Below are 25,010 nucleotides of genomic sequence, written 5' to 3' on the forward strand. Positions count from 1 at the left end.
GACGATTGCCGTGGGGAAGCCTTTCGGTTTTTACCAGCTCACACCAAAGCCTGCGGTGTAGCGAGTCTTGTCGACATCGCCATTATCTGAACCGCTGATGATGTTTTTCTCGGCCTTGAGGTTCAACGATGCCCAGTCAGTGACCTTGTAGCGCAGCCCTGCTTCGACATCCATCGAGTAGTCGGCCACGCCGCTCAGAGGCTTGCCCACTTCACCGTTTGTGAAGAACTCGAATTTCTTGCCGACCAGATAACGGTTGTAGTCCCAGGTACCGGCAACCGCGTAGAAGTTCTCCTTGTCACCGTTGGAGAACTCGAAGTCGGTGCGGTTGAGCAGAGCCCCGACCTTGAATGCACCCAGTTCGTCATCCCAGAACTGATAACCAGGACCGGTACCGACCGTGCGCTGACGGGACAGGTCTTCGATCTTGTCGCGCTTGTAGGTGATGCGCGCATCCCAGAACAGCTTGTCGGTCAGGAAGCGGTCCAGGGAGTATTCGGCACTCCAGTTATCGGTGCCGACGGCATCGTCCGTCGTCTCGCGGTTGTAGTCGCCCTTGGCGTTATGACGCCACTGACCATGGCGCGCCGAGGTCTTGAACGCCACGTTGTAGTCGTTGGTATCGTTCTCGGCCTGCTGGAAATCCAGGGCTGCATCGATATTGCCCTTCCAGACCATGTCGGTGATGACCGGTTTGGGCTTGATGAGCTGCTGAATGCTGGCCAGTTCCACTGTCTTCGGAGTCTCGCCATTGACCAGCACGACCTTGCCGTCATCGGCAGCCTTCAAGGATTTGGCAACCTCGCCGGTGAACTGATCCTGCTTGACCAGCAATGGCTGGTCACTTTCAAGGGTCTTGACCTGCTTCCAGTCCAGAGGCACAGAACCACCATATGGCGTCTCAATGAGCAATTTACCGCCATCGAACAGCTTGATCGTGCCGCTCAACCGGTCACCGTTCTTCAACCAGACGGTATCGGCAAGCAGTGGAGTGGAGGCAGTGGTTATTGCAAGGCACAACAGGGTTCTGGACAACATAAGCGACTACTAGGCTCTGTTAAGCGGAAAATCGGGCATTATCCTGCCAGCCTGCTGGATAACGTCAGGTATCAATGACAGTAGGATCTTTCCGTAGTTCCGGTAACAAAACACATACATGCCTTTAAACAGGAATAAAACCGTGACCCACCCCGCGTCAGAACATGACGATCCTGGCGGGCTTTCCCCCGCAGAGGCCCGACGCACAGCGCTCTACCTCACACTTGAGCAGATACCGGAAGGCAAAGTTGTCAGCTATGGGCAATTGGCCGATCTGGCAGGGCTTGGAAGAGCCGCGCGCTGGGTCGGGCGAACCTTGAGCCAGTTGCCCGAAGGCACTTCGCTGCCCTGGCATCGGGTATTGGGGGCCGGCGGCAGGCTCAGTCTGCCGGCAGGAAGCATTTCAGGTGACGAACAGCGTGCCCGCTTGCGTGCAGAAGGCCTTACCATCCGTAACAATCGGGTCGATATGCAGCGCCATGGCTGGCGTCCCATGTAGCACAGCGGTTAGAGTGCGCCCTTTGTTTTCGCAACCTGAGGCAGTTTCCAGCCCATGCCCCGTAAAACCTGGCGCGCCGCGCTCGCCGCTTATGCCAGCCCCTCGACATTAGTACTGTTGCTGCTTGGATTCGCCGCGGGCATGCCTTACATGCTGGTCTTCTCAACGCTGTCGGTCTGGTTGCGTGAAGCCGGTGTCGCTCGCGAGACCATTGGTTATGCCAGCCTCATTGGCCTGGCCTACGCCTTCAAATGGGTCTGGTCGCCCCTGCTCGACCAATGGCGTCTGCCACTGCTCGGAAAACTGGGGCGTAGACGCTCCTGGCTGGTCCTCTCACAGGCACTGGTGATGCTCGGCCTGATCGGCATGGGCTTTTGCGACCCGCAGCAGCATCTATCGTGGTTGATCGCCATTGCGGTAGTGGTGGCCTTTTCCTCTGCGACGCAGGATATCGCCATCGATGCCTACCGCCTGGAAATTGCCCAGGACACCCAGCAGGCGGCCCTTGCTGCCAGCTACATGTCCGGTTATCGGGTCGCGGCGCTGCTGTCCACAGCCGGGGCGTTGTATTTCGCCGAAGGTTTTGGCTCGACGGGCTTCTCTTACAAGCACTCGGCATGGACCGGCACGTATGTGCTGTTCGGGCTGTTGATGCTGCCAGCGCTGGTTACCACGTTCATCATGCGTGAACCGCCAGTACCGTTACGCACCCAGTTGTCAGCGGCTCGCTATGGTTTTGTGCACCAACTGGCCTCCGTATTCGTACTCATTGTGCTGCTGGTTTCAGTGCCAGCGATGTTCACCCAGCTCTACAACACAGACTTCGCGAGTGTTCTGTTCGAGGGCAGCAGCTGGATGAGCCTGCTGCTGGAAGACCGGGCCTTCCTGCGCTCCATTCTGTATATCGTGCTCACCATAGCCTGCCTGTCCTCCATGGGGCGACGCGGCCTCGCTCCCGTGCTGACGCCCGTCAACGACTTCATCATGCGCTACCGCTGGCAGGCCTTTATCCTGCTGGGCCTGATCGCGACCTATCGCATGTCAGACACGGTGATGGGCGTGATGGCCAACGTGTTCTACATCGATCAGGGCTTTACCAAGGACCAGATTGCCAGTGTCAGCAAGATCTTTGGCCTGATCATGACGCTGCTGGGCGCGGGCGTTGGCGGTCTGTTGATCGTACGCTTCGGCATCATGCCGATCCTGTTCATCGGCGGCATGAGCTCGGCAGCGACCAATATCCTGTTCCTGCTGCTGGCCGACATGGGGCCGAACCTGAAGATGCTGGTGCTGACCATTTCCCTGGATAACCTGAGTTCCGGGCTGGCCACATCCGCCTTCGTCGCCTATCTGTCGAGCCTGACCAACCTCAAGTTCTCTGCCACCCAATACGCCCTGCTCAGCTCGATCATGCTGCTGTTGCCACGCTTGATCGGCGGTTATTCAGGGGTCATGGTGGAGAAATTCGGCTACCACAACTTCTTCCTCATTACCGCGCTGCTGGGCGTGCCGACCTTGCTGATGATCATTTTGCAGTGGAGCAAGGAAATTCGTACCGCAGACAAACAGGATGAGCCCGACAAGACCGTGGCTGACAAAGCGCATTAATCAAAATGCCCGGTGCATCAAGCACCGGGCTTTTTACCACTCCCAGTCTTTCTCCATGAACTCGGCCGTGGGTGGCAGGACCGAGTGCAGGAGTTGCAGGTACTGCTCGAACAGGTCCTTGTTGGGGAAGCGGGCGACAAACCCTGTAGTGATGTCGGTGCAATGAATAACGATGATGGAGCGCTTTCGATCAATCGTGACGAAGTTGTGGGTATCCCATGGACGAGTTTCCCGATGATGGATCGGGTTCTTCCAATTCAGCAAAGAGCGTGCTGCCCCGAGTGAAATGGCGGCTGGGCCAAGCAGAAATAGCAGAGAGCCTGTGACAAGGGCGACACCGAGAAATAGCAGGATGGTAAAGATGGCGATGCCCTTGAAGAAGGGACCTGCAAAATTTGGATAGTAGTCGTAGTACTCGACAGAGCCTGCCTGGATATCTATATGGTAATTGAATATGGTCTTTTTTCTGGCGACAAGCATAATCATATAAGTCGCGGACACCACTGCCGCACAACCGAACCCTATAAGTAACTCCACATCCTCAGGGAGCGTATCCCACATCATCCATAGGCAATAAAGAAAAAGCGCAAGGCTTGAGCCTATAATGATAAGCTGAAATTTAATTAATTCCTTTGGAGGGCAATCAATTGTTTTTATACTCCACGCCATTACAGTCGAATCGCTGCTGAAAATTTTGTTCTGCGCTGTACTGCAGGCTGCTATGTTATTCATAATAATCTCTTATTCCAGAAGAGCGCTTCATGACCTGTAAACAGCGCGAAGTGAACGAGCGCGCCCTGTAAGGCTGATGCCGAACAGTTAAGGTCATAACTCAATGTGTGGGAGGCAGCCTGGCGACTTCAGCGTACAGACACAGAATATCTGTCAGTTTTCAGGCCTTTTTCGCCAGCAAGCTGCCTCCTGCAAGTAGCTCATTGCATCAAGCACCGGGCTTTTACCACTCCCAGTCTTTCTCCATGAACTCGGCCGTGGGTGGCAGGACCGAGTGCAGGAACTGCAGGAATTGCTCGAATAACTCTTTGTTGGGAAAGCGAAATTCAAACCCCACCGTGATATCAGTTCGGTGAGTGATGATCATGGAGCGTTTGCGATCCACCGTGACAAAGTTGTACTCGTTCCAGGGCAAGCTTTGTTCATTATTGATTTTATTCTCCCAGTTCAGTAAAGAGCGTGCTGCCCCAAGTGAAATGGCGGCTGGGCCAAGCAGAAATAGCAGAGAGCCTGTGACAAGGGCAACACCGAGAAATAGCAGGATGGTAAAGATGGCGATGCCCTTGAAGAAGGGACCTGCAAAATTTGGATAGTAGTCGTAGTACTCGACAGAGCCTGCCTGGATATCTATATGGTAATTGAATATGGTCTTTTTTCTGGCGACAAGCATAATCATATAAGTCGCGGACACCACTGCCGCACAACCGAACCCTATAAGTAACTCCACATCCTCAGGGAGCGTATCCCACATCATCCATAGGCAATAAAGAAAAAGCGCAAGGCTTGAGCCTATAATGATAAGCTGAAATTTAATTAATTCCTTTGGAGGGCAATCAATTGTTTTTATACTCCACGCCATTACAGTCGAATCGCTGCTGAAAATTTTGTTCTGCGCTGTACTGCAGGCTGCTATGTTATTCATAATAATCTCTTATTCCAGAAGAGTGCTTCATGACCTGTAAACAGCACGAAGTGAACGAGCGCGCCCTGTAAGGCTGATGCCGAACAGTTAAGGTCATAACTCAATGTGTGGGAGGCAGCCTGGCAACTTCAGCGTAGAGACACAGAATATCTGTCGGTTTTCAGGCCTTTTTCGCCAGCAAGCTGCCTCCTGCAAGTAGCTCGTTGCATCAAGCACCGGGTTTTTCACCACTCCCAGTCTTTCTCCATGAACTCGGCCGTGGGTGGCAGGACCGAGTGCAGGAACTGCAGGTATTGCTCGAACAGGTCTTTGTTGGGGAAGCGGGCGACAAACCCTGTAGTGATGTCGGTGCAATGAATAACGATGATGGAGCGCTTTCGATCAATCGTGACGAAGTTGTGGGTATCCCATGGACGAGTTTCCCGATGATGGATTTTATTCTCCCAATTCAGCAAAGAGCGTGCGGCCCCGATTGAAATGGCGGCGGGGCCGACCAGAAAGAGCAGGGAGCCTGTGACGAGGGCGACGCCGAGAAATAGCAGGATGGTGAAAATGGCGATGCCTTTGAAGAAGGGGCCTGCAAAATTTGGATAGTAGTCGTAGTACTCGACAGAGCCTCCATGGAGTGTGATGTGGTAGTTGAACATAGCCTTCTGCCTGACTGCGAACACAATCAAATAAGTCCCGAATACTACAGGTGCGCAGCCGAACGCTATAAGCATGCCCAGAGCTTCCGGCAAATCATCCCACAACAACCATAGACAATAAAGAAAAGGGAGAAGACAGGCCGTTACTACAGCAAGATAAGCTTTTTTTAGCTCCTTTGGAGAACACTCGATTGTTTTTATGCTCCATATCATTACAGCTGTATCGTTGCTGAAAGTTTCGTTCTGCTTTGTGCTGCTGGCTGCTATATGAGTCATAGAATTTTATTCCGGAAGCACAAGGATCAGTGCGTTGGCGCGGCTTTTCTTATTGACTTCTAGCAGTGTGAGGCTTGAGCCATCTACTGCCATATCGCCCTCCTGACTTAGCTCTATCTGATAAAGGTAGCTTTGAGCTTTCTGCCCTGAAGCACTCACCGAGTTCGGATACCAGATTTGCAACTCAATGTAGGTAGCACCTTCCTTGAGCGGAACCCAGGTTTGCCAGACGACATCCTCGCCCGCAGGAAAAATCGGGAAATACAGATCCGATGGTGAATAGGGAGGCCGTTCATTACCGATCTTTCCAAACTCCTTGAGAGGAGTGAACTTGCCACGCTCTTCAAACTTGTCTGCAATGGGCGTATCCGTTTGCTCCGTTGGCAGAAAACCGAAAGGTCGCGTACTGCTGATAACATTAAGCTGAACCAGTTGCCCGCGTAATGCCTCAGGCAAACGCATTTGTATCCAGGCACCGTTTTGTACTGGCACATCTACATACCCAGCTACACCCATGTATTTTTGCCTATACTCAACCGTGCTTTTAATAAGGATTTGCGGACTCAGCTGGATTTCCAGCAAAGAACGCTTTTCTTCAACTTCTCCTTCCGGGGTATCCGTATGTCGATGTTCAGACGAACGCGACCAGCAGCACCTCCTCAACCACCAACCGACACTGTCCTGCTTGAAATAGTTCAGGACCATAGTGGCAATTAAATAAACGACACCTGCTATTAGAAGACCGATGGTAAACCACGTACCCATTACAAAAATCGCGATTCTGCTGGATAGTGTTAATCCCGTAACCAATTGAGCCAGACCACCAACACCCATCACAAAAACAGCGATACCTTTTACAAGTAATGCGGCTCTTTCCTCCTCGGTTTTGGCATTCTGATAATCGCCTCGAATATCCCAAAGCTCCAACACCGCCGCCGCCACCGCAAACGCTCCCAAAGCCACCACCGTGCTCCTGAACCCGCGAATCGCATCCCCCCAAGCGTTGTTTCCCTGCGCTTTCCAGTAGGCGGAAGAGCGATCCAGGATGCCTATGCTTTTGCCGTCGATCAGCACCGGCGTCGCATTCTTGATCACCGCCCACGGCGCTTCGACAAACACCGCCATCAACAAATTGAAGCTGTAACCCAGGCTGTAACCGACCTTGACGATATCCTTGCCGCTGAAGTCGCCATCGCGGGTCAGGTCCCCATAGAGGAATGCAGTGTTGATGAAGTTGAGCAGGATGACGCCCCAGGTGATCCCGGCACCCAGGCCACCCAAGCGTTCGCTCCAGGCCTTGGCGCGGGTGTGCCAGTCCTTGGCGACGTCCAGGCCGGATTTGAAGAAGGCGCGTATTTCCTCTTGCAGCAACTGGGCGTACTGGTTGTTCTGGAAGTCCAGCAACCCCGGGATTTTCAGTTCGTGCAGGCGCAGGGCATCCAGTTGTGATTGCAGCTGGCGCGCCAGGTGTCGGCGTTCCCGAGGATCGAGGGGATAGAGCCAGTTAAAGCGGGTGTCGTCGATCTGTTTGGTGAGCAGCCACCATTCGCGCTTCCACTGTTTCAGCCGGGAGGCGAGTTGTTCGTTGATGCGGATCATTTCCGGCGTATTGGCCAGAATCTGGCCGATCATGAAGTTGCGGATCAAGGCGACGAGGTTCTGGCTTTTGCCTAGCGCCAGACGGCTGTCCACCGGCACCCAGGCCAGCAGCATGTTTTCGGCAATCGTTTTGCCTGCTCCACTCGCCAGTTCGCGCAGGGCCTTGAAGGTGTTCTGCACCGGCTGTTTCAGCGTTTTCATCCAGGCCGCGTCGGCGAAACCCTGATGGTTGAGCACGGCGTTGAGTTCGCCCGCGCGGGTGGCGAGGTTGGTAAAGTCGCCAATGCCGCCAAGCAGGGCGTTGGCTTCCTGATCCAGGGCGTCCTTGAGGCCGGGAGAAAAGCCATAGCGCAGGGTCCCGAACAGGCTCCCGCCCCTGGCTTCCTGATCCGCCAGCCAGGCACTGGCCTGTTGGTCCTGGCCATAGACCATCAGTAAATCGGTCATGACGGTTTGCAGGTACAGCAGGGTTTTCGGGTTGGCGGTGTCGATGAACAGCTTGAGCGGGTCGTTGCCCAGGTACTCGGCCCATGTCTGGAAATCGGCCTGGGTGTCGCGGACCTGTTGCAGCAGGGCTTCGCTGAGGGGCAAATGATGGTGCAGATGGGCACGCGCGCCCTTGAGGTCGACTTCGCGACGCCATTTCTCGCGATCCTTCCAGGCCTGCCGGTCGTCCTCGGACGGGTAGCGCCCATAACGTGAACGCAGCGCATCGCGCATGTCCGCGCTCTTGTACATGTCCATCGTGCCCAGAGAGCCGCCCGGCGAGTTGCCGTGCATGGTCAGCATCTCCTCCAGGTCCATCTGATCGAAATACTCCTCCATCTCGTTCAGGTAGTGCTGGGTCCTGGCGCTGTCGCCACGTACCGAAGCGGGCAGTTTTTGCACATCGCCATTGGCCCCGCAAAGTGCAGTGACGGTCTGGGCAATCTGCAACGTGTGTTCGTGTTCGTGCTGCCAGGTTTGAAACGCGGCCTGATCACCCGCCAGTTGCATGCCCAGGTCATTGAACACACCCAGCGGGTCGTCCAGTGCAACCAGCAGCGAGTTGCATCTGTCCGGGACGTTGCCCAGCCAGTACACATCGGCCCCGAGCGGGTTAAAGACTGATTGCTCCGCTTGATCGGGCTGCGACTCGGGCCCGGCAGTCGGAATGGACGAGTCAGCGAAGCGCTTGTCTTCAACCACGTAATTCTTGTCGATGTCGGCGACGGCCGTGGCAAGCGCCATCAGCGGCAGCGCGCCCGGCTCGTTCCGGGTGGCGCAGAAGTTGGACAGGTCCAGAGGCTTCATCCACAGGGCACGGCTGTCGGCGTGTGAGCGCATGTGTTCACAGATACGCCAGGTCCATTGCACCGGGGAAAAAGCCAGGTGCAGACGGTTCTTGCGGGGGTAAAGCAGGTAAGGGTGGCCCTCTCCATCGCCGCGGCGAACGTCCTGCCCCAGATGGGCCTGCGTCCAGACGATGCGCGTCAGGCAGGCATCGGACGCCGAAATGCTGTACTCATGAAAAGTCCCCGCCGTTTCGTCGACCACATAGACATACCCGTCGTAGAGCTGGCGCAGGGTGTAGCTGCGGGTCTTGAGGCGTGGCAGTGGGCTCCACTGGCCCCGGGCGGGCAAGGGCTTGAGTTGTGTGGGTTCGACATCGTAGCGCGAACGGTCCAGGGCATAGCGCACCGGGACAATGGCGATGTCCGCCGTCTTGTACAGACAGGCACAGGTGGCAGAAGACGGAGACTTGTCGAAGCGTGCTGCACGCCGCTCTTGCAGGGTGCCGTACTTTTTAGTCATGGGACGCGCCGTTGGGTGCGTCTTCAGCGGGTACTTGGAGGTGAAGCGTGATGAGGCGGTTGACCTGATAAACGAGCATGAACATCCCTTGTTCCCTGAGGGTTGCCGAGCGGCATCGCCCGGACGTGGGAACGGTCAGTATCAAGAGTCATGCCTGTTAATTTTTCTACATATAAATCAACAGCTTGAATTTAAATCTCATAAAAACAGGTTGTTTTTCATACCAAAACCCCGAAAAAGTGCGCAAGCCTGTGCGCACCTGCGCAACATCGTGCGCAGACGGTCGAGAAGCCCTGTTCATAAGGGTTGTCGAGGGTTTCAGGGGTGTTTTATCAAGGATGGGGTGCGCAGGTATTTGCGCATCAAGGCCTAATGCCTTCGCTCATCAAAAAGCCCGGTGCCTGGAGCACCGGGCTTTTTGATCGAGCTGACGCTTACTCCTGAACCACACGCACCATACGTTGTGGCGAAGGGATATCGATACCAGCAGCTTTCAGGCGATCACGGGCCTCGATATTGAAGAGCGAACTCACATCGCCCATATCGCCGGTCTTGGTCCATACCCTCAACGACAGGGTAATCGCGTTTTCGCCCAGCGCCGCGACGACAGCCTGCGGTGCCGGATCCTGAAGGACACGCGGGTCCTGAGCCATCTCCAGCAGAACCTCGAGCGCTTTACGCAGGTCGGCATCGGGGCTCACACCGATATCGAACACAATCTTGCGGGTCGGCTGACGGTTGGTATTGGTGATGATGCCGTTGGACAGATTGCCGTTGGGCATGATCACCGTGCGGTTGTCGCCAGTGCGCAGCACGGTATGGAAAATCTGGATACTGTCGACAGTACCCGCCACACCCTGAGCTTCGATCCAGTCACCGATACGGAACGGGCGAAACAGCAGAATCAACACGCCACCCGCGAAATTCGCCAGACTGCCCTGCAAGGCCAGACCAATGGCCAGACCCGCTGCACCGATGGCTGCGACGAACGATGTGGTTTCCACACCTATCATCGACGCAACGCTCACCACCAGCAGAATCTTGAGGATGATGTTCGCCAGGCTGCTGACAAAACCCTGCAATGCCAGGTCGGCATTACGCAGTGCCAGCAATGCACCCAGCTTGCCGGTCAATCGGTTGATCAACCACCAGCCAATACACAGTGTTACCAGCGCAAGCAGCACACGGCTGCCGTATTGCATGATCATCGGAATCCAGCTTTGTGAAACCTTCCACAGCTGATCGACTTCTGCGCTCAAATCCATCTTGTTTCTCCTGCCTGTCACTAACCAATCTTGAAAGGACTGCCGGAAACAATCATTTCAGCGTCTACTACAGGGGTGTTCGGACATGTCCGGGAATAAAGGGTTCCCGGACAACCAGAATCACCTAGTCACGGAAGTTGTTGAATTGCAGCGGCATCCCCGAGTCGTAGGTACGCAGTAAAGCAATGGCTTCTTGCAGGTCATCGCGCTTTTTACCCGTGACGCGCACTTGTTCACCCTGAATGGCGGCCTGCACTTTCAGTTTAGCGTCCTTGATATGGGCGACAATTTTCTTGGCCAGCTCCTTGTCGATACCTTCCCTGAGTACCGCTTCCTGCTTCATCACCTTGCCCGAAGCATACGCCTCCTTGACCTCAAGGCATTTCACGTCGATCTTGCGCTTGACCAGGGCAAGCTTGAGGATTTCGATCATCGCTTCAAGCTGGAACTCTGCCTCGGCGGTGAGCGTGACGGTCAGCTCCTTGAACTCGAAAGTGCCTTTGCCTTTGAGGTCATAGCGACGGTCCAGCTCTTTGATGGCGTTATCGACGGCATTAGTGACTTCGTGTTTATCCAATTCGGACACTACGTCGAACGATGGCATGTAATTTCTCCAGATAAACGGCGCGCCCGAAAAAAGCGAACGCGCGTGACTTGACGGTATGAAAGAACGCTCATTATAACGAGACTTTCCAGGCGTTCACTGCGAGCCTTTCATGTCGACTTTCGATTTCATCGCTGCAAGGCCGTTCAATCTTGCGGACATGCACCTCTGATGGCCGCCCTCTGGCACATACTCGGCGCAGGCAGCCTTGGCAGTCTGTGGGCAGCACGGCTGGCCCGTGCAGGCGTGCCGGTGCGCCTGGTCCTGCGCAATAAAGCGCGGCTGCAAGCCTATCAGGCCAATGGCGGCTGTCTGACGCTGGTGGAAAACGGCGTTGCCAAGCCGGTCTTCATTCAGGCCCAGAACCTCGACAGCAACGAGCCCATCGAACGTCTGCTGGTAGCCTGCAAGGCCTATGATGCCGAACAGGCCGTGGCGCAGGTAGCTGCGCGCCTGCATCCAGACGCAGACGTCGTCCTGCTGCAGAACGGCCTGGGCAGCCAGGATGCGGTGGCGGCACGCATTCCACATGCCCGGTGCATTTTTGCATCGAGCACCGAAGGCGCCTTTCGCGAATCGGACTGGCGCGTGGTATTCGCGGGCCACGGTTACACATGGCTGGGCGATGCCCGTGAACCGACGCCGCCTGCCCTTCTGCAAGACTTGCATGACAGCGGTATTGCCCACGAATGGACACCCGATATCCTGACGCGCCTGTGGCGCAAGCTGGCCTTGAATTGCGCGATCAATCCTCTGACCGTTCTCCATGATTGTCGCAATGGCGGCCTGCTGGAGCATCACTGCGAAGTGGCGACGCTGTGCGTCGAACTCACGGACCTGCTGGAGCGTTGTGGCCAGCCCGTGGCGGCCCAGGACCTGCACACTGAAGTGCAACGGGTGATCAAGGCCACGGCGGCCAATTACTCGTCGATGTATCAGGACGTGGCCAATGGCCGACGTACAGAAATCAGCTACCTGCTCGGCTACGCTTGCGCAACGGCCCTTCGTCATCAATGTGCCGTGCCTCACCTGCAGCAACTACAGACGCGACTGACCACTCATCTCGCAAGCAAGGGTTTGCGTACCGACTAGCGCACGCTACCCTGCTGGTTCATCCTTCGCGTGTGATTCGCCCCATGCCATTGCGCCAGCGCCTAGAAAACCTGCCTGTGGGCCAGAAACTGCTGGCAGCCCTGCTGGTCCTGCTGACCACAGTGCTGCTGGTCGCCAACCTGACCTTTATCAGCGCCGCTTACTACATCTCTCAGGAAGCCATGGCACCGCAGGCCCTGCAGACCATCGGACGCCTGATCAGCAGCCCCAATCTCAACGAACAGGCCTTGAACTCACCGATCAATGCCAACGCCTTGCTCAAGGAACTCAAGAGCTACGGGCCATTGCGTGCCGCAGCGCTCTACGACAACGACGGCAATCGTCTGGCGCAGATGCAACAGGGCGAAGGGCTTCACCTTCCCGCCCATTACGGCGATATCGAAGGCTGGCGTCTGACCGAGTTTCGCAATACGCAAATCATCACAGTGCCCAAAGGTGATCAGGCTCCGGGGCATTTGCTGCTGGTCGCCAGCAGCGAACTGCCGACGGCGTTCTATACCGGCACGCTGACTGCAAGCCTGGGTATTCTGATATTCAGCGTTCTGCTGTGGCTGGTCGTGGCCAGACAGATCCGGCGCCTGATTACCGAGCCCATCTATCAGCTCGAAGAGCTGTCGCGCCAGGTCACCCGCGAAGAAAACTATGCCCTGCGCGCTGGCCCCGGCAACGAAGACGAAATCGGTAATCTGGCCGAAGCCTTCAACACCATGTTGTCGCGCATCGAGGCACGTGAGCAGCAACTCAAACGGGCACGTGACGACTCGCAGGAAGCCTACGCCCAGGCTCAGGGCCTTGCCGAAGAAACCCGTCACACCAACCGCAAGCTGGAACTGGAAGTGAAAGTTCGCAGCAAGATCGAGAAAAAACTCACCGGCTTTCAGAACTACCTCAACAGCATTATCGACTCGATGCCTTCGGCGATGATCGCTCTGGACGAGCAGCTGTATGTCACCCAATGGAATCAGGAAGCGACCGCCCTTTCCGGCACGACACTGGACGAAGCCCTCAACCAGCCGATTTTCATTGCCTTCGAGCCCATGAGAGCGTTTCTGCCCGAGATCAAGCAGACGGTTGAGCAACACAGCGTCACCAAGATCGAACGTGTGACGTGGATCAAGAACGACGAACCTCGCAGCTATGCGCTGACCTTCTACCCGCTGACAGGCGATGCAGGCCGTGGCGTGGTGATACGTATCGATGACATCACCCAGCGCATTTCCCTGGAAGAAATGATGGTGCAGTCGGAAAAGATGCTCTCCGTTGGCGGACTGGCAGCCGGCATGGCCCACGAGATCAATAACCCGCTGGGCGCGATCCTGCATAACGTGCAGAACATCCGCCGTCGCCTCTCGCCGGAACTGCCGAAGAACATTGAGCAGGCCGAGTCGGACGGCATCGATCTCAATACCGTCAATCACTACCTGACCAGCCGCGGCGTCCCGCAACTGCTGGACGGCATTCAGCAGGCAGGCGCACGGGCAGCAAAGATCGTCAGCCACATGCTCAACTTCAGCCGCCTGAGCAACCGTCAGCTGACACCTTGCGAACTGCCTGCGCTGATCGATCAAGCGCTGGAAATCGCTGGCAACGACTTTGATCTGGCCATCGGTTTCGACTTCAAGGGCCAGCACATCATCCGGCAGTTCGACCCGGAACTGGGGCCTGTGCCTTGTATCCCCAACGAGCTGGAACAGGTGCTGCTCAACCTGCTGAAAAACGCCGCGCAGGCCATTCACCAGCGAGCGGAAAACGAAGCAGAACCGGGGCGCATCACCTTGCGCACCCGGCTCAATCCGCCATGGGCCGAGATTCAGGTCGAAGACAACGGCATCGGCATGGCGGAGAGCGTGCGCAAGCGTACCTTCGAGCCTTTTTTCACCACCAAGGAAATCGGCCAGGGCACTGGCTTGGGTCTGTCGGTGTCGTACTTCATCATCACCAGCAACCACAAAGGCCAGATGGAAGTGCAATCGGCCATCGGCATGGGAACCTGCTTTACCCTGCGCCTGCCGCTGGTGGGCAATCAGGTGAATGTGCAGCAACAGGTCATTTCAAAGTTGTAATCAGGAGCCATACAGATGGGCTTTCGTTTGTCGAAGATTTACACACGCACCGGCGATGCCGGGGAAACCGGGCTGGGCGACGGTCGTCGAGTGTCCAAGGATCATCCGCGTGTCGAGGCCATCGGTGAAGTCGATACCCTCAACAGTCAGTTGGGGCTGCTACTGGCTGGGCTGAACGAGCAAGCGCAGCACACTGCTGCGCTCAGAGAAGTGATCGAGGTGCTGGGCCCTTGCCAGCATCGTCTGTTCGATCTGGGCGGTGAACTGGCCATGCCGGCCTATCAGGCGCTGAACGCGGCTGAGGTCGAGCGACTGGAAGCCGCAATCGATGTGTGGAACGAGGAAGTCGGCCCGCTGGAAAACTTCATACTGCCTGGTGGCTCGGCACTGATCGCCCAGGCCCACGTCTGCCGCAGCCTCGCTCGCAGCGCCGAGCGACGCTGCCAGCACCTCAATGCACAGGAACCGTTGGCGGGTGTCGGGTTGGCGTATATCAATCGGCTGTCGGACTTACTGTTCGTTGCCGCCCGCATCATTGCCAAACGGCAAGGGATCTCGGAAATCCTCTGGCAACCTGCGCCCAAGCCCAATACCCCGTAGGAGCAATCGGCCGGCGTTCCGCTTATTCGCGGCCCCCCATCCAACGGGGGAGTCCGTTACGCGCCTGGCCAGAAGGCGCGGATTCCGGCTACGCCTTGTGCGCCGCTTTCCCAGGCGCGCTGGCGCTCGTCCGGACCAACACCGCCCAGCAGGAATACCGGTTTGGTGAAGCCAGCGATGAGGCGGGAGGCTTCTTCCCAGCCAAGCGGCTGAGCGTCTGGATGCGTCTGGGTCTGCTGGACCGGTGACAGGGTGACGAAATCCACGCCCATCTGCTCGGCCAGTGCCAGCTCTTCCGCGTTATGGCAGGAAGCTGCCAGCCAGCGATCTTCGGGGAATGGACGACCACGGCTGGCGTACTTGCGCAGCTGTTCTGCCGTCAGGTGCCATCCGGCGGACGGGAAGTCACCCAGCCATTCCAGAGGTCCCTTGAGCATCAGTTGAGCCTTGCCGGCGCACAGGCCCACGGCATCCACGGCCAGGTCGCGATATTGCGGGTCATAGCCACTCGGCGCACGCAACTGGACCAGCTTGATGCCGCCCGCGATGGCTTTCTGCATACCGCGCAGCAGCTCGGGGGTTTCCAGGCCGTCGGGGGTAATCAGGTAATCACTGGGCAAACGAGCCGCCGCGACAATCGGTTTGTTGGCTGCCGGAAATTCGTAACCGGCCAGTTCGCGCTGGCTGGCCCAGACCAGTGGCTGGCCTTCGGCACCATGGGGCTCGCCGGTAAAGGCCGAGACTTCCCAGACATCCAGCAAGACCTGTTTGTCCGGGTAATCGTGCTGGATCTTGATCAGCGGACGCGCCGCTGTAACACCAATGCCCAACTCTTCTTGCAGCTCACGGCTCAATGCGGCCTGGACAGCCTCCCCCGCTTCAACCTTGCCGCCGGGAAACTCCCACAAACCGCCCTGATGCTGGTTATCTGCACGCTTGGCGATAAGAATCCTGCCGTCAGCGCCACGAATGACAGCGGCGGCCACATGAACACGTTTCACTCATCGGTCTCCTGCAAGGCAGCCTGTTGCCAGCTCTGGAAGGCAGGCCACTGGTAAAGGGTTTCAATATAGGCCAGCGCTTCGGCAGGCAAGGCTACGCGGTAGCCACGCAGGCGGATGGCCACTGGCGCAAAGAAGGCATCGGCAATGCTCGGCTGGCCGAACAGGAACGGACCGCTCTCGGCCGACGCTGCACGGCACTCGCTCCACAGGGCAACGATGCGGTCGATGTCCTGCTGCGTATCGACCGGAATGACTTCCAGCGCCTGATCGCGATGCAGGTCCATCGGCATGTTGGAGCGCAGGCTCAAAAAGGCGCTGTGCATTTGCGCACAGGCCGAACGGGCCTGGGCACGGGCGGCGGTATCACGTGGCCAGAGGTTGGCTTCGGGAAAACGTTCGTGCAGGTATTCGCAGATGGCCAGGGAATCGATGATGGTCCCGTGCTCGCATTGCAACGCAGGAACCTTGCCGGTTGGCGAGTACTGGAGAATCTGCTCGCGGGTGTCCGGCTTGTTCAGGCGAATCACCTGATCGGTGTAAGGCGCGCCGGTCATTGCCAGCACCAGCCAGGGGCGCAGCGACCAGGAGGAATAACGTTTGTCGCCGATGATGAGGTGCAGAGACATGTCCTTGGCTCCAGAGTCAGACAATGTAATGCCGATCAGTTAAGGCACAAACAAAACGTGTGGGAGGCAGCTTGCTGGCGAAAAGGCCTGAAAACCGGCAGATATTCTGCGTCTGTACGCTACAGTCGCCAGCAAGCGGCCTCCCACAAAGTGATTGATGACCTGAACTGATTGGGGATCAGGTGCGGTATTCAGCGTTGATCTTCACGTACTCGTGGGACAGGTCGGTGGTCCAGATCGTTTCGCTGCAATCGCCGCGGCCCAGCTCGATACGGATGGTGATTTCTTCCTGAGCCATGACTGCCGAACCCTGTTCCTCAGTGTAGGTCGTGGCGCGGCAGCCTTTACTGGCGATGCACACGTTGCCCAGGAACACATCGATCTTGCTCACGTCCAGATCCGGTACGCCTGCACGACCCACTGCCGCCAGGATACGGCCCCAGTTAGGGTCGGAAGCGAACAGCGCGGTCTTGATCAGAGGCGAGTGAGCCACGGCATAGCCGACATCCAGGCATTCCTGGTGGTTACCGCCGCCATTGACTTCAACAGTCACGAACTTGGTCGCGCCTTCGCCGTCACGCACGATGGCCTGGGCCACTTCCATGCAGACGTCAAAGACCGCCTTCTTCAAGGCTTCAAACAGCGGGCCCTTGGCTTCAGTCACTGCCGGTACGTCAGCCTGACCGGTGGCGATCAGCATGCAGCAGTCGTTGGTCGAAGTATCGCCATCGATGGTGATGCGGTTGAACGACTTGTTCGCGCCGTCGCGGATCAGGTCCTGCAATACGCTCTGGGACACCTTGGCGTCGGTCGCAATGTAACCGAGCATGGTCGCCATGTTCGGACGGATCATGCCCGCGCCCTTGCTGATGCCGGTCACGGTGACGGTGACGCCCTCGTACTGGAACTGACGGCTCGCGCCTTTTGGCAAGGTGTCGGTGGTCATGATGCCAGTCGCGGCAGCAGCCCAGTTATCCACAGACAAATCATCAAGAGCGGCCTGCAAGGCGCCTTCGATCTTTTCAACAGGCAACGGCTCGCCGATGACGCCGGTGGAATAAGGCAGCACAGCGCTGGCATCGACGCCTGTCAGTTCTGCAAGACGGGCACAGGTGCGGGTCGCAGCCGCCAGGCCTGGCTCACCGGTACCGGCGTTGGCGTTTCCGGTGTTGGTCAGCAGGTAACGCACAGGGCCTTGTACACGCTGTTTGGCCAGGATGACTGGCGCGGCGCAGAACGCGTTCAGGGTGAACACGCCGGCAACACTGGAACCTTCGGCACATCGCATGACTACAACGTCCTTGCGACCCGGGCGTTTGATGCCGGCAGATGCAATACCCAGTTCAAAACCGGGAACCGGGTGCAATGTAGGCAAAGGACCAAGACCAACAGCCATGAGTGCGCTCCTTGAGCAGTATCTGCGCCGTCCGCATCGGTACGGCAATCTAATGAAAAAACGCCGCGACGGGTAAGCCGGTCGCGGCGCGGGTATTACAGCGTCAGAGCCTTAACCGATCTGGCCGTGACAGTGCTTGAACTTCTTGCCTGAACCACACCAGCACAGCTCGTTGCGACCCAGTTTCATGTCGTTGCGAACCGGCGCGGTAGCAGCGGCAACAGCTACATCACCACCCTCTTCAGCCAGTGCAGGCTGATCGAGACCTGGCGCTTCGGCATGCTCGAACTGCATGCGCTTGGCGAGTTCTTCGGATTCGCGACGCAGACGCGCCTCTTCTTCCTCTGGGTCTTCACGACGCACCTGGACATGGGACAGCACGCGAATGGTGTCGCGCTTGATGGAATCCAGCAGCTCCTGGAACAGGGTGAAGGACTCGCGCTTGTATTCCTGTTTCGGGTTCTTCTGGGCGTATCCGCGCAGGTGAATACCGTGACGCAGGTGGTCCATGGTCGACAGGTGGTCTTTCCACAGGTCGTCCAGCACGCGCAGCAGAATCTGTTTCTCGAAAGTGCGCAGGGCATCGGCACTGGCCTGATCTTCTTTCTCGGTGTAGGCCACCATCAGCTCTGCCAGAATCTTCTCGCGCAGGGTTTCTTCGTGCAGGTTATCGTCTTCGTCGAGCCACTGCTGGATCGGCAGTTTCACGGCGAAATCGCTGTTCAGCGAAGCTTCCAGACCGGCCACATCCCACTGCTCTGGCAGCGATTGTGGCGGAATGTGCTGGCTGATCAGACCACTGAGCACCTCTTCACGGAAGTCGCTGATGGTGTCACCGATATTGGTGGCCGCCAGCAGGCTGTTACGCATGTGGTAGATCACTTTACGCTGCTCGTTGGCAACGTCGTCGAACTCGAGCAATTGCTTGCGGATATCGAAGTTGCGACCTTCTACCTTGCGCTGGGCCTTTTCGATAGCGTTGGTCACCATGCGGTGCTCGATCGCTTCGCCGGACTGCATGCCCAGGGCTTTCATGAAGTTCTTCACCCGGTCAGAGGCAAAGATGCGCATCAGGCTGTCTTCAAGCGACAGATAGAAACGGCTGGAACCGGTATCGCCCTGACGACCGGCACGACCGCGCAACTGGTTGTCGATACGACGCGACTCATGGCGCTCGGAGGCGATGACGTGCAAGCCACCCGCCTCGATCACCTGCTGATGGCGTTTCTGCCAGTCGGCCTTGATCTGGGCGATCTGCTCGGGGGTCGGGTTCTCAAGGTTGGCAACTTCGACTTCCCAGTTACCGCCCAACAGGATGTCGGTACCGCGACCGGCCATGTTGGTGGCGATGGTCAGCGCGCCCGGACGACCGGCCTGGGCGATGATTTCCGCTTCCTTCTCGTGGAACTTGGCGTTCAGGACCTTGTGGTCAATACCTTCCTTCTTGAGCAGGTTGGACATGTGCTCGGAGGTTTCGATGGTCGCTGTACCCACCAGTACCGGACGGTTCTCGGCCAGACAGGCCTTGATGTCGGTGACGATTGCCGCGTACTTCTCTTCCGCCGTCAGGTAGACGAGGTCGTTGAAGTCCTTGCGCGCCAGGGCCTTGTTCGGCGGGATGACCGTCACCGACAGGTTGTAGATCTGATGGAACTCGAACGCTTCGGTGTCGGCTGTACCGGTCATGCCGGACAGTTTGTTGTACAGACGGAAGTAGTTCTGGAACGTGGTCGACGCCAGGGTCTGGCTTTCGGCCTGAATGTTCAGGTTTTCCTTGGCTTCGATGGCCTGATGCAGGCCTTCGGACAGACGACGACCCGGCATGGTACGACCGGTGTGCTCGTCGACCAGCAGGATCTGACCGTCCTGAACGATGTATTCGACGTTGCGGTTGAACAGCGTGTGAGCGCGCAGGCCGGCATAGACGTGGGTCAGCAGGCCCAGGTTATGAGCCGAGTACAGGCTCTCGCCTTCAGCCAGCAGACCGACTTCGGTCAACAACTCTTCGATGAACTGGTGACCGGCTTCGTTCAGCTCGACCTGACGGCTCTTCTCGTCAATGGTGTAGTGGCCCGGCTTGGTAACCTCGCCTTCCACTTCTTCGATGTGACGCTCAAGACGCGGAATCAGGCGGTTGATTTCGGTGTACAGACGGGAGCTGTCTTCAGCCTGACCGGAAATGATCAGCGGCGTACGGGCTTCGTCGATGAGAATCGAGTCGACTTCGTCGATCACACAGAAGTTGAGTTCGCGCTGGAACTTGTCTTCCATGCTGAACGCCATGTTGTCGCGCAGGTAATCGAAACCGAATTCGTTGTTGGTGCCGTAAGTGATGTCGGCAGCGTAGGCGGCGCGCTTCTCTTCCGGTGGCTGGAAGGGCGTGACGATCCCGACGCTCAGGCCGAGGAATTCGTACAACGGACGCATCCAGTTGGCGTCACGACGAGCCAGGTAGTCGTTCACGGTAACAACGTGTACGCCCTTGCCGGCCAATGCGTTCAGGTAAACCGCCAGCGTACCTACCAGGGTTTTACCTTCACCGGTACGCATTTCAGCGATCTGACCTTCGTGCAGGGTCATGCCGCCGATCAACTGGACGTCGAAGTGGCGCATGCCCATGACACGCTTGCCCGCTTCACGCGCAACCGCGAAAGCTTCTGGAAGGAGCTTATCGAGGGTCTCGCCTTTGGCTATGCGGGCCTTGAACTCTTCGGTCTTGGCACGCAGTTGCTCGTCCGAAAGGGCCACCATTTGCTCTTCGAAGGCATTGACGACTTGTACCGTCTTGAGCATGCGCTTGACTTCACGCTCGTTCTTGCTTCCAAAAAGTTTTTTTAACAAAGGCGCAAACATATCGACAGGATCTTCCACACATAGGAATGGAGGGCGGCCCCGTGAGTCGCCCGTGCAGCCTAATGGCCGCATGCGAACGAGCATTCTACCCGGAAACGGTGGTGAGGAAAGTGGCGTTATTCCACGATGCTGGCACAGCGCTGTTACGGGGCAGTCTTACAATGGGGCCATTATTCAGCACTTCAACCCGTCAAGGGCCGAAGTTACTCGTTGATTTGCATATAAAAGCACGGAAAGCCCTCTGAACGAAGCTGCAAGAACGCTTTCTGTTAACATGAAGACTTTGTCATACCCGGCAACGCACCCATGGCCTTTCGTCCCCTCACTGCCAGAGCCCCCGCCGTCCTGCTGCGCGACGCCAAGCCGCTCAAGGCAATTTTTCGCCATGCCGAGCGTCTGAGCCACCTTCAGCGCCTGCTCGAAAGCCAGTTGCAGCCTGCCGCACGGGAACACTGCCATGTAGCTTCGTGGCGCGAAGGTACCCTGTTGCTGATCGTGACTGACGGTCACTGGGCCACGCGCCTGCGCTATCAGCAAAAGCGTCTGCAGCGGCAATTGGTCGCTTTCGACGAGTTCGCCAGCCTGATGCGGATTATCTTCAAGGTACAGCCTCCCACCGTGGCCAGGGGTGCCGTCGGTCACACCATCGACCTGTCGCCTGCCGCAGCGGAAAGTATCCAGGCCACCGCCGAAGGCATCAGCGACCCGAAATTGCGCGCCGCGCTGGAGCGTCTGGCCAGTCACGCCAAGGACAAGAAGTAAACGTCAGCGCTTGCCCAAAACCGTTTCAAATTGCGACGAGCCCGCCTTGAGCATCCCGGCCTGAATCAGCAGCGGTGTCACCATCGCCGTCGGTTCGACCTGACCGCTCACCCTCATCCGACGGGTTACAGGTTCCAGACCGATCTCGAAACGATGCTCCCCCTCGCGCCGGATATCGGCCAACAGTTTCAATCCATCCCGACACTCAAGCCTGAGATGAGCGTTGCCCAGCACCACCATCCAGGGCGACAGCACGGCAAGATTCTGCCCCTCAAGACTCCCTTCACCAGACGTACATTTCGCGCCACGGCCCTGCATCAGCAAACGCCCTTGCCAGCGACCATCCACGACGTAGGCCATGGCCGGGGTAACAAGACTGCCAGCGGGCGCAAGCTCGGCAGTCCACGCCCAAGGCCAGCCTTGCAACTTGAGTTCCCAGACTTGCTGCTGAAATCCGGCGCTCACCAGGCCTTGTCCCATCCAGGGCCGAAGGTTCCAGCTCACAGGCCCGACGCTCCCCAGTCGCTCGGCTCGTCCGTACCACAGGGTCCCGGCAACGCCCTGCGGCTGCCAGCCAGGCGTCCACTGGACGAAACGGACCAGAAAGGCGGCGGGCATATTCAGCACAAGCGTCAGGACAAACACCAGAGCGCCGAGCATCCATAACGTACGGCTCATGGAAGCCTCCCCGCACGCCCGACATCCAGGCTGAACACCAGACTCTGATGACCTTGTTCGAGGCTCCAGCGCAGCGGTCGCCCGCCTTGCTCCTGAATGCTGCGCATCAGTTGCGCCAGAGGTTCGGCGCGGCTCAACTCACCTTGCAACTGCCAGATATCGCCTCGCTGCTCGACCCGTGTCAGTACCAGCCCTCGGGCACCGGCCAGCGCCTGCCAGTATTCGGCGGTAAACGCCGGGCCGGGGCTCAGCGCCTGGGCCTGCTGCGCCAGAAGCGGCCACTGACGCAGGTCCTTGCCCCAGGCCAGCAAGGGACGACCGATCAGCACCAGCAATAACGTCAGCACAACGACCCAACCCGCCAACAGAGCGTAACGCCGGGCAGGCGGCAAGGCGGCGAAAGCGTTTGAAGCACTCAGAATCAATGCATTCATGGCTGCCCATCCAGATTGAAATTGAGCGTCAGCAGGGAAGTTTTTTCATTTGCTTCAACGCTGACCTTCGCACCCGCCGCCTTGGCCATGGCCTGCCAATGAGTCGTGTCTGGAGGTGAAGCATTGCCGCTCAGCACCAGTCGCAGGGTTCGCCCATCGAAGTAAGTGCCGGACACGCCCCAGTCCTTTTGGCTGTCGAGCCACAGCGTCATGGCCTGTTCCAGCTCGACGATCTGCTGCTGGCGGCTTTGCCAGTCGGTCTGCTCGGACTGCAGACGAGACAACACCCGCGCTGCCTGTTGAGCGCTGCCGACCGGCCCGGTCAAGGCTTCGACCTGAGACTTCCAGACCGGCACCTGCTGCCAGAACTGCCCAAGAGTCAGCACGCCCCAACAGAGCGCCAGCACGCCACAGACACCCGCCAGACGAGGCAGACTTCTGCCAAATGGCGACGCCCGACGCCGAGCTTTTGGACGACGAGTGCCTGAGCGCACCAACAGATTGGGCAAACGACTCAACGCGGCCCAACGGGAAGGCCATGGCCCGGTCATTTCCTCGCTCGGCTGTCGCCAGTTCTCGGGCGGCTCACCCAGCACATCCGGCCACACCAGCCAGTGCTGCAAATCGTTGTCAGCGCCGCGGATCAGGCAACGGCCTTCGGGACGCGACCAGTTCAGAGTCTGACCAGCAGCCTGCGTCGGCAGCAATTGCAACTCGGCCCACAGATAATCGGGTGATACGCCCAGTGCTTCGCACTCGCTCAACCAGCGCTGAAGCTGTGTGCGCTCGACTACCAGCAATTCCAGATGCCCGGCGAGCCGCGACAGGCAACTGACCTGCACCGCTTCGGCAGGCTGTTGCAACAGGTCCTCCAGCAACATCGGCCATTCATGAGGCTTGAGCCCCGGTGGCGCGGGCACCTGAAAATGGCTGCACTGCGCGGCGGGCATGATCAACGCGAGGGTGTCCTGCAGAAAGTGCGCAGGCGGCGGCCAGTCGCCCTGCTCGTCTCCCGGCAGGCGACGCCATTGCCATGCACCCGTGGCGGCAGGACGCAGCAGCAACCAATGACGCTGCGCACGGCGTTTGAGACTCCAGCGTTCAAAGATCATGGGCGGCTATCGGGCAAGCTGAAGGTGCAGACATAAGGCGCTCCATGACGCTCGAATTCGAGTCGCACACCCCGGTCGGGCTGAATTGCGACAGTGGAAGGGAACGCCAGCCAGCGGGTCCCCTGATAAAAACTGAAACTGACCTTGTCGACCTCATCCAGATGTTCACGACGATCCCAACGAGGCGCGCCGACCGCATAGAGATCAGCCGAAGTCCACAGGCTCAAACGCCGCTCCCGCGAGTTGAACTCCAGCCGTTGTCGCTGCGATCTCGACTGGCCTTCAGCTTCGGGAAAGGCGGTCAAGGCGACCCAACCCAGTTGATTCGTGGCCGGGTCCCAGTCGAGCCAGTTCACCGGCAACGGCAGGCGCTTTTCATACAAACGGCGCAGCACCAGAGAATCCAGACGACGCTCCAGCGCCAGACAGAACTCCAGCACCACCGGCTCATTGCCCGGCTCGGACAGGCGCTCGCGAACCTTGATCCAGCCATTCACCAGCGCAGCCAGCACCACACCGACCACCGCCGTCAGCGCCAGCGCCACCAGCAATTCGATCAGGGTCAGCCCGCGCTGGCCACGACTCACGGCCGCACCAGAAAGACGGTGTAATTGCCCAGCGGCTCGCGCTCGTCACGGGCGGCGAACAGCGCCAGTTCACCACGGCGCAAATGCTGAACACCGGTCATGCCCAGGCTCATGCGCCAGTAACAAATCCTGTCGCCCTGCTGCAACTCGCCACTGACCTTGTTGATCTGCGGCCAGTAGCGCTCGACACCGAAACGCGCCTCCAGCTCACGGGCACACAGGGCACCGAGTCGATGCTGCTGAACGGCCTGATGCACGGTGATGCGCTGGCGCAGCATCTGGCTGACCATCATGGTCATGACCGCCGCGATACCCAGCGCCACCATCACTTCCAACAGGGTGAAACCGCGCTGGCGCTTCATGGCAGCTTTACCTGCGTCAGGCTGTTATCGGTGCGCCACTCCCAGCGTTGCTGCCCTCCGGGCCATCGCCAGTTAAGGTTCACCGCCGCACTTACACCCGATGGCGTGAATATCACGCGAGGCTCGTCAGACACCGGCCAGTCCGCCTGCAACCCTTCAGGCCAGGACTTCATGGGCGACGTATCCACGACCCAGCGGGTCTGGTCCTTGCGGACGAACTCCGGCTGACGACCATTCCAGCGCATTCCCGACACCTGCCCGCTGTGCCTGGCCTGGGCCGCTTGAGTGCGGGCCTCGGCTGCCAGTTTTTCCAGGGCCTGCTGCATCGGTGCATGACCTGAATCCAGCCAGGCCACGCTCAGGGCACTGAACAACCCGATGATCAGCAACACCACCAGAATCTCCAGCAGTGAAAAGCCCCGTGAAACCTTCACGC

The 25,010-nt window shown here is 58.1% G+C and carries 23 protein-coding genes; 6 read left to right on the forward strand and 17 right to left on the reverse strand.

Annotated features, from left to right (window positions below):
- Window positions 1-30: 30 nt before the first annotated feature.
- Window positions 31-1,038 carry a DUF481 domain-containing protein gene (locus KGD89_RS20805; protein ID WP_025261692.1) on the reverse strand — a complete coding sequence of 336 codons (1,008 nt, stop codon included), beginning with the start codon at window positions 1,036-1,038 and terminating at the stop codon, window positions 31-33.
- A 118-nt stretch (window positions 1,039-1,156) separates the two neighbouring features.
- Here KGD89_RS20805 and KGD89_RS20810 point away from each other — a divergent pair, with 118 nt between their 5' ends.
- On the forward strand, window positions 1,157-1,537 hold the full coding sequence (locus KGD89_RS20810) for an MGMT family protein (protein WP_051427746.1): 381 nt from the start codon (window positions 1,157-1,159) through the stop codon (window positions 1,535-1,537).
- Between the two features lie 54 nt (window positions 1,538-1,591).
- Window positions 1,592-3,145, forward strand: a complete 1,554-nt coding sequence (locus KGD89_RS20815; protein ID WP_025261694.1) for an AmpG family muropeptide MFS transporter — start codon at window positions 1,592-1,594, stop codon at window positions 3,143-3,145.
- 33 nt (window positions 3,146-3,178) lie between these two features.
- Here KGD89_RS20815 and KGD89_RS20820 read toward each other — a convergent pair whose 3' ends face one another.
- The 6 genes from KGD89_RS20820 to KGD89_RS20845 all read right to left on the reverse strand — a co-directional run bounded on the left by KGD89_RS20820 (window position 3,179) and on the right by KGD89_RS20845 (window position 10,984).
- Window positions 3,179-3,877, reverse strand: coding sequence for a hypothetical protein (locus tag KGD89_RS20820; protein WP_051427747.1), 699 nt, complete (start codon window positions 3,875-3,877; stop codon window positions 3,179-3,181).
- A gap of 223 nt (window positions 3,878-4,100) precedes the next feature.
- Window positions 4,101-4,799 carry a hypothetical protein gene (locus tag KGD89_RS20825; RefSeq protein ID WP_051427748.1) on the reverse strand — a complete coding sequence of 233 codons (699 nt, stop codon included), beginning with the start codon at window positions 4,797-4,799 and terminating at the stop codon, window positions 4,101-4,103.
- Window positions 4,800-5,023: 224 nt separating this feature from the next.
- Window positions 5,024-5,722, reverse strand: a complete 699-nt coding sequence (locus KGD89_RS20830) for a hypothetical protein (RefSeq protein WP_025261697.1) — start codon at window positions 5,720-5,722, stop codon at window positions 5,024-5,026.
- 6 nt (window positions 5,723-5,728) lie between these two features.
- Window positions 5,729-9,115 carry a T6SS effector BTH_I2691 family protein gene (locus KGD89_RS20835; protein WP_025261698.1) on the reverse strand — a complete coding sequence of 1,129 codons (3,387 nt, stop codon included), beginning with the start codon at window positions 9,113-9,115 and terminating at the stop codon, window positions 5,729-5,731.
- 434 nt (window positions 9,116-9,549) lie between these two features.
- On the reverse strand, window positions 9,550-10,380 hold the full coding sequence (locus KGD89_RS20840; protein WP_025261699.1) for a mechanosensitive ion channel family protein: 831 nt from the start codon (window positions 10,378-10,380) through the stop codon (window positions 9,550-9,552).
- A gap of 124 nt (window positions 10,381-10,504) precedes the next feature.
- Window positions 10,505-10,984 carry a YajQ family cyclic di-GMP-binding protein gene (locus KGD89_RS20845; RefSeq protein ID WP_025261700.1) on the reverse strand — a complete coding sequence of 160 codons (480 nt, stop codon included), beginning with the start codon at window positions 10,982-10,984 and terminating at the stop codon, window positions 10,505-10,507.
- A 171-nt stretch (window positions 10,985-11,155) separates the two neighbouring features.
- Here KGD89_RS20845 and KGD89_RS20850 point away from each other — a divergent pair, with 171 nt between their 5' ends.
- Genes KGD89_RS20850 through KGD89_RS20860 form a run of 3 tightly spaced genes read left to right on the forward strand, consistent with a single transcriptional unit; the run spans window position 11,156 to window position 14,760 of the window.
- A complete protein-coding gene (locus tag KGD89_RS20850; protein ID WP_025261701.1) occupies window positions 11,156-12,076 on the forward strand; it encodes a putative 2-dehydropantoate 2-reductase in 921 nt (306 codons plus the stop codon).
- 44 nt (window positions 12,077-12,120) lie between these two features.
- Complete coding sequence (locus KGD89_RS20855) at window positions 12,121-14,160, forward strand: sensor histidine kinase (protein WP_025261702.1); 2,040 nt, start codon at window positions 12,121-12,123, stop codon at window positions 14,158-14,160.
- A 15-nt stretch (window positions 14,161-14,175) separates the two neighbouring features.
- The gene (locus tag KGD89_RS20860) at window positions 14,176-14,760 is read left to right on the forward strand and encodes a cob(I)yrinic acid a,c-diamide adenosyltransferase (RefSeq protein WP_025261703.1); all 585 of its coding nucleotides are present in this window, start codon (window positions 14,176-14,178) and stop codon (window positions 14,758-14,760) included.
- Between the two features lie 56 nt (window positions 14,761-14,816).
- Here KGD89_RS20860 and KGD89_RS20865 read toward each other — a convergent pair whose 3' ends face one another.
- From KGD89_RS20865 to secA, 4 genes are all read right to left on the reverse strand, one after another.
- Entirely contained in the window at window positions 14,817-15,761 is a 945-nt protein-coding gene (locus KGD89_RS20865) for a Nudix family hydrolase (RefSeq protein WP_025261704.1), read from the reverse strand.
- Window positions 15,758-16,390 carry a glutathione S-transferase family protein gene (locus KGD89_RS20870; RefSeq protein ID WP_025261705.1) on the reverse strand — a complete coding sequence of 211 codons (633 nt, stop codon included), beginning with the start codon at window positions 16,388-16,390 and terminating at the stop codon, window positions 15,758-15,760. The genes KGD89_RS20865 and KGD89_RS20870 overlap by 4 nt, the downstream gene beginning before the upstream one ends.
- A 178-nt stretch (window positions 16,391-16,568) precedes the next feature.
- The gene (argJ, locus tag KGD89_RS20875; RefSeq protein ID WP_025261706.1) at window positions 16,569-17,786 is read right to left on the reverse strand and encodes a bifunctional glutamate N-acetyltransferase/amino-acid acetyltransferase ArgJ; all 1,218 of its coding nucleotides are present in this window, start codon (window positions 17,784-17,786) and stop codon (window positions 16,569-16,571) included.
- 111 nt (window positions 17,787-17,897) lie between these two features.
- Complete coding sequence (gene secA / locus KGD89_RS20880) at window positions 17,898-20,639, reverse strand: preprotein translocase subunit SecA (protein WP_025261707.1); 2,742 nt, start codon at window positions 20,637-20,639, stop codon at window positions 17,898-17,900.
- Between the two features lie 306 nt (window positions 20,640-20,945).
- On the opposite strand from secA, the gene KGD89_RS20885 reads away from it, so the two are divergent.
- Window positions 20,946-21,401: a DUF721 domain-containing protein gene (locus KGD89_RS20885; RefSeq protein ID WP_025261708.1), complete on the forward strand. Its 456-nt coding sequence runs from the start codon at window positions 20,946-20,948 to the stop codon at window positions 21,399-21,401.
- A gap of 3 nt (window positions 21,402-21,404) precedes the next feature.
- On the opposite strand, the gene KGD89_RS20890 is transcribed toward KGD89_RS20885, so the two are convergent.
- From KGD89_RS20890 to KGD89_RS20915, 6 genes are read right to left on the reverse strand one after another with little or no spacing between them, the layout of a single operon-like run.
- Complete coding sequence (locus KGD89_RS20890) at window positions 21,405-22,079, reverse strand: type II secretion system protein N (RefSeq protein WP_143008682.1); 675 nt, start codon at window positions 22,077-22,079, stop codon at window positions 21,405-21,407.
- Window positions 22,076-22,513, reverse strand: coding sequence for a type II secretion system protein GspM (gspM, locus tag KGD89_RS20895; RefSeq protein WP_025261710.1), 438 nt, complete (start codon window positions 22,511-22,513; stop codon window positions 22,076-22,078). Before gspM ends, KGD89_RS20890 begins: the two co-directional genes overlap by 4 nt.
- Window positions 22,510-23,625, reverse strand: a complete 1,116-nt coding sequence (locus tag KGD89_RS20900) for a type II secretion system protein GspL (protein WP_025261711.1) — start codon at window positions 23,623-23,625, stop codon at window positions 22,510-22,512. The genes gspM and KGD89_RS20900 overlap by 4 nt, the downstream gene beginning before the upstream one ends.
- Window positions 23,622-24,212, reverse strand: coding sequence for a prepilin-type N-terminal cleavage/methylation domain-containing protein (locus KGD89_RS20905; protein WP_025261712.1), 591 nt, complete (start codon window positions 24,210-24,212; stop codon window positions 23,622-23,624). The genes KGD89_RS20900 and KGD89_RS20905 overlap by 4 nt, the downstream gene beginning before the upstream one ends.
- Entirely contained in the window at window positions 24,209-24,574 is a 366-nt protein-coding gene (locus KGD89_RS20910; protein ID WP_025261713.1) for a type II secretion system protein, read from the reverse strand. The genes KGD89_RS20905 and KGD89_RS20910 overlap by 4 nt, the downstream gene beginning before the upstream one ends.
- Window positions 24,571-25,008, reverse strand: a complete 438-nt coding sequence (locus tag KGD89_RS20915) for a prepilin-type N-terminal cleavage/methylation domain-containing protein (RefSeq protein ID WP_025261714.1) — start codon at window positions 25,006-25,008, stop codon at window positions 24,571-24,573. Before KGD89_RS20915 ends, KGD89_RS20910 begins: the two co-directional genes overlap by 4 nt.
- Window positions 25,009-25,010 lie beyond the last annotated feature (2 nt).

Origin of the sequence: Pseudomonas cichorii (assembly GCF_018343775.1) — a bacterium.
GTDB lineage: Bacteria > Pseudomonadota > Gammaproteobacteria > Pseudomonadales > Pseudomonadaceae > Aquipseudomonas > Aquipseudomonas cichorii.

Bases quoted from the DNA above. Each gene is read 5' to 3' on its own strand.
- KGD89_RS20805 (WP_025261692.1), bottom strand. From the start codon at position 1,038: ATGTTGTCCAGAACCCTGTTGTGCCTTGCAATAACCACTGCCTCCACT.
- KGD89_RS20810 (WP_051427746.1), top strand. From the start codon at position 1,157: ATGCCTTTAAACAGGAATAAAACCGTGACCCACCCCGCGTCAGAACAT.
- KGD89_RS20815 (WP_025261694.1), top strand. From the start codon at position 1,592: ATGCCCCGTAAAACCTGGCGCGCCGCGCTCGCCGCTTATGCCAGCCCC.
- KGD89_RS20820 (WP_051427747.1), bottom strand. From the start codon at position 3,877: ATGAATAACATAGCAGCCTGCAGTACAGCGCAGAACAAAATTTTCAGC.
- KGD89_RS20825 (WP_051427748.1), bottom strand. From the start codon at position 4,799: ATGAATAACATAGCAGCCTGCAGTACAGCGCAGAACAAAATTTTCAGC.
- KGD89_RS20830 (WP_025261697.1), bottom strand. From the start codon at position 5,722: ATGACTCATATAGCAGCCAGCAGCACAAAGCAGAACGAAACTTTCAGC.
- KGD89_RS20835 (WP_025261698.1), bottom strand. From the start codon at position 9,115: ATGACTAAAAAGTACGGCACCCTGCAAGAGCGGCGTGCAGCACGCTTC.
- KGD89_RS20840 (WP_025261699.1), bottom strand. From the start codon at position 10,380: ATGGATTTGAGCGCAGAAGTCGATCAGCTGTGGAAGGTTTCACAAAGC.
- KGD89_RS20845 (WP_025261700.1), bottom strand. From the start codon at position 10,984: ATGCCATCGTTCGACGTAGTGTCCGAATTGGATAAACACGAAGTCACT.
- KGD89_RS20850 (WP_025261701.1), top strand. From the start codon at position 11,156: ATGGCCGCCCTCTGGCACATACTCGGCGCAGGCAGCCTTGGCAGTCTG.
- KGD89_RS20855 (WP_025261702.1), top strand. From the start codon at position 12,121: ATGCCATTGCGCCAGCGCCTAGAAAACCTGCCTGTGGGCCAGAAACTG.
- KGD89_RS20860 (WP_025261703.1), top strand. From the start codon at position 14,176: ATGGGCTTTCGTTTGTCGAAGATTTACACACGCACCGGCGATGCCGGG.
- KGD89_RS20870 (WP_025261705.1), bottom strand. From the start codon at position 16,390: ATGTCTCTGCACCTCATCATCGGCGACAAACGTTATTCCTCCTGGTCG.
- argJ (WP_025261706.1), bottom strand. From the start codon at position 17,786: ATGGCTGTTGGTCTTGGTCCTTTGCCTACATTGCACCCGGTTCCCGGT.
- secA (WP_025261707.1), bottom strand. From the start codon at position 20,639: ATGTTTGCGCCTTTGTTAAAAAAACTTTTTGGAAGCAAGAACGAGCGT.
- KGD89_RS20885 (WP_025261708.1), top strand. From the start codon at position 20,946: ATGGCCTTTCGTCCCCTCACTGCCAGAGCCCCCGCCGTCCTGCTGCGC.
- KGD89_RS20890 (WP_143008682.1), bottom strand. From the start codon at position 22,079: ATGAGCCGTACGTTATGGATGCTCGGCGCTCTGGTGTTTGTCCTGACG.
- gspM (WP_025261710.1), bottom strand. From the start codon at position 22,513: ATGAATGCATTGATTCTGAGTGCTTCAAACGCTTTCGCCGCCTTGCCG.
- KGD89_RS20900 (WP_025261711.1), bottom strand. From the start codon at position 23,625: ATGATCTTTGAACGCTGGAGTCTCAAACGCCGTGCGCAGCGTCATTGG.
- KGD89_RS20910 (WP_025261713.1), bottom strand. From the start codon at position 24,574: ATGAAGCGCCAGCGCGGTTTCACCCTGTTGGAAGTGATGGTGGCGCTG.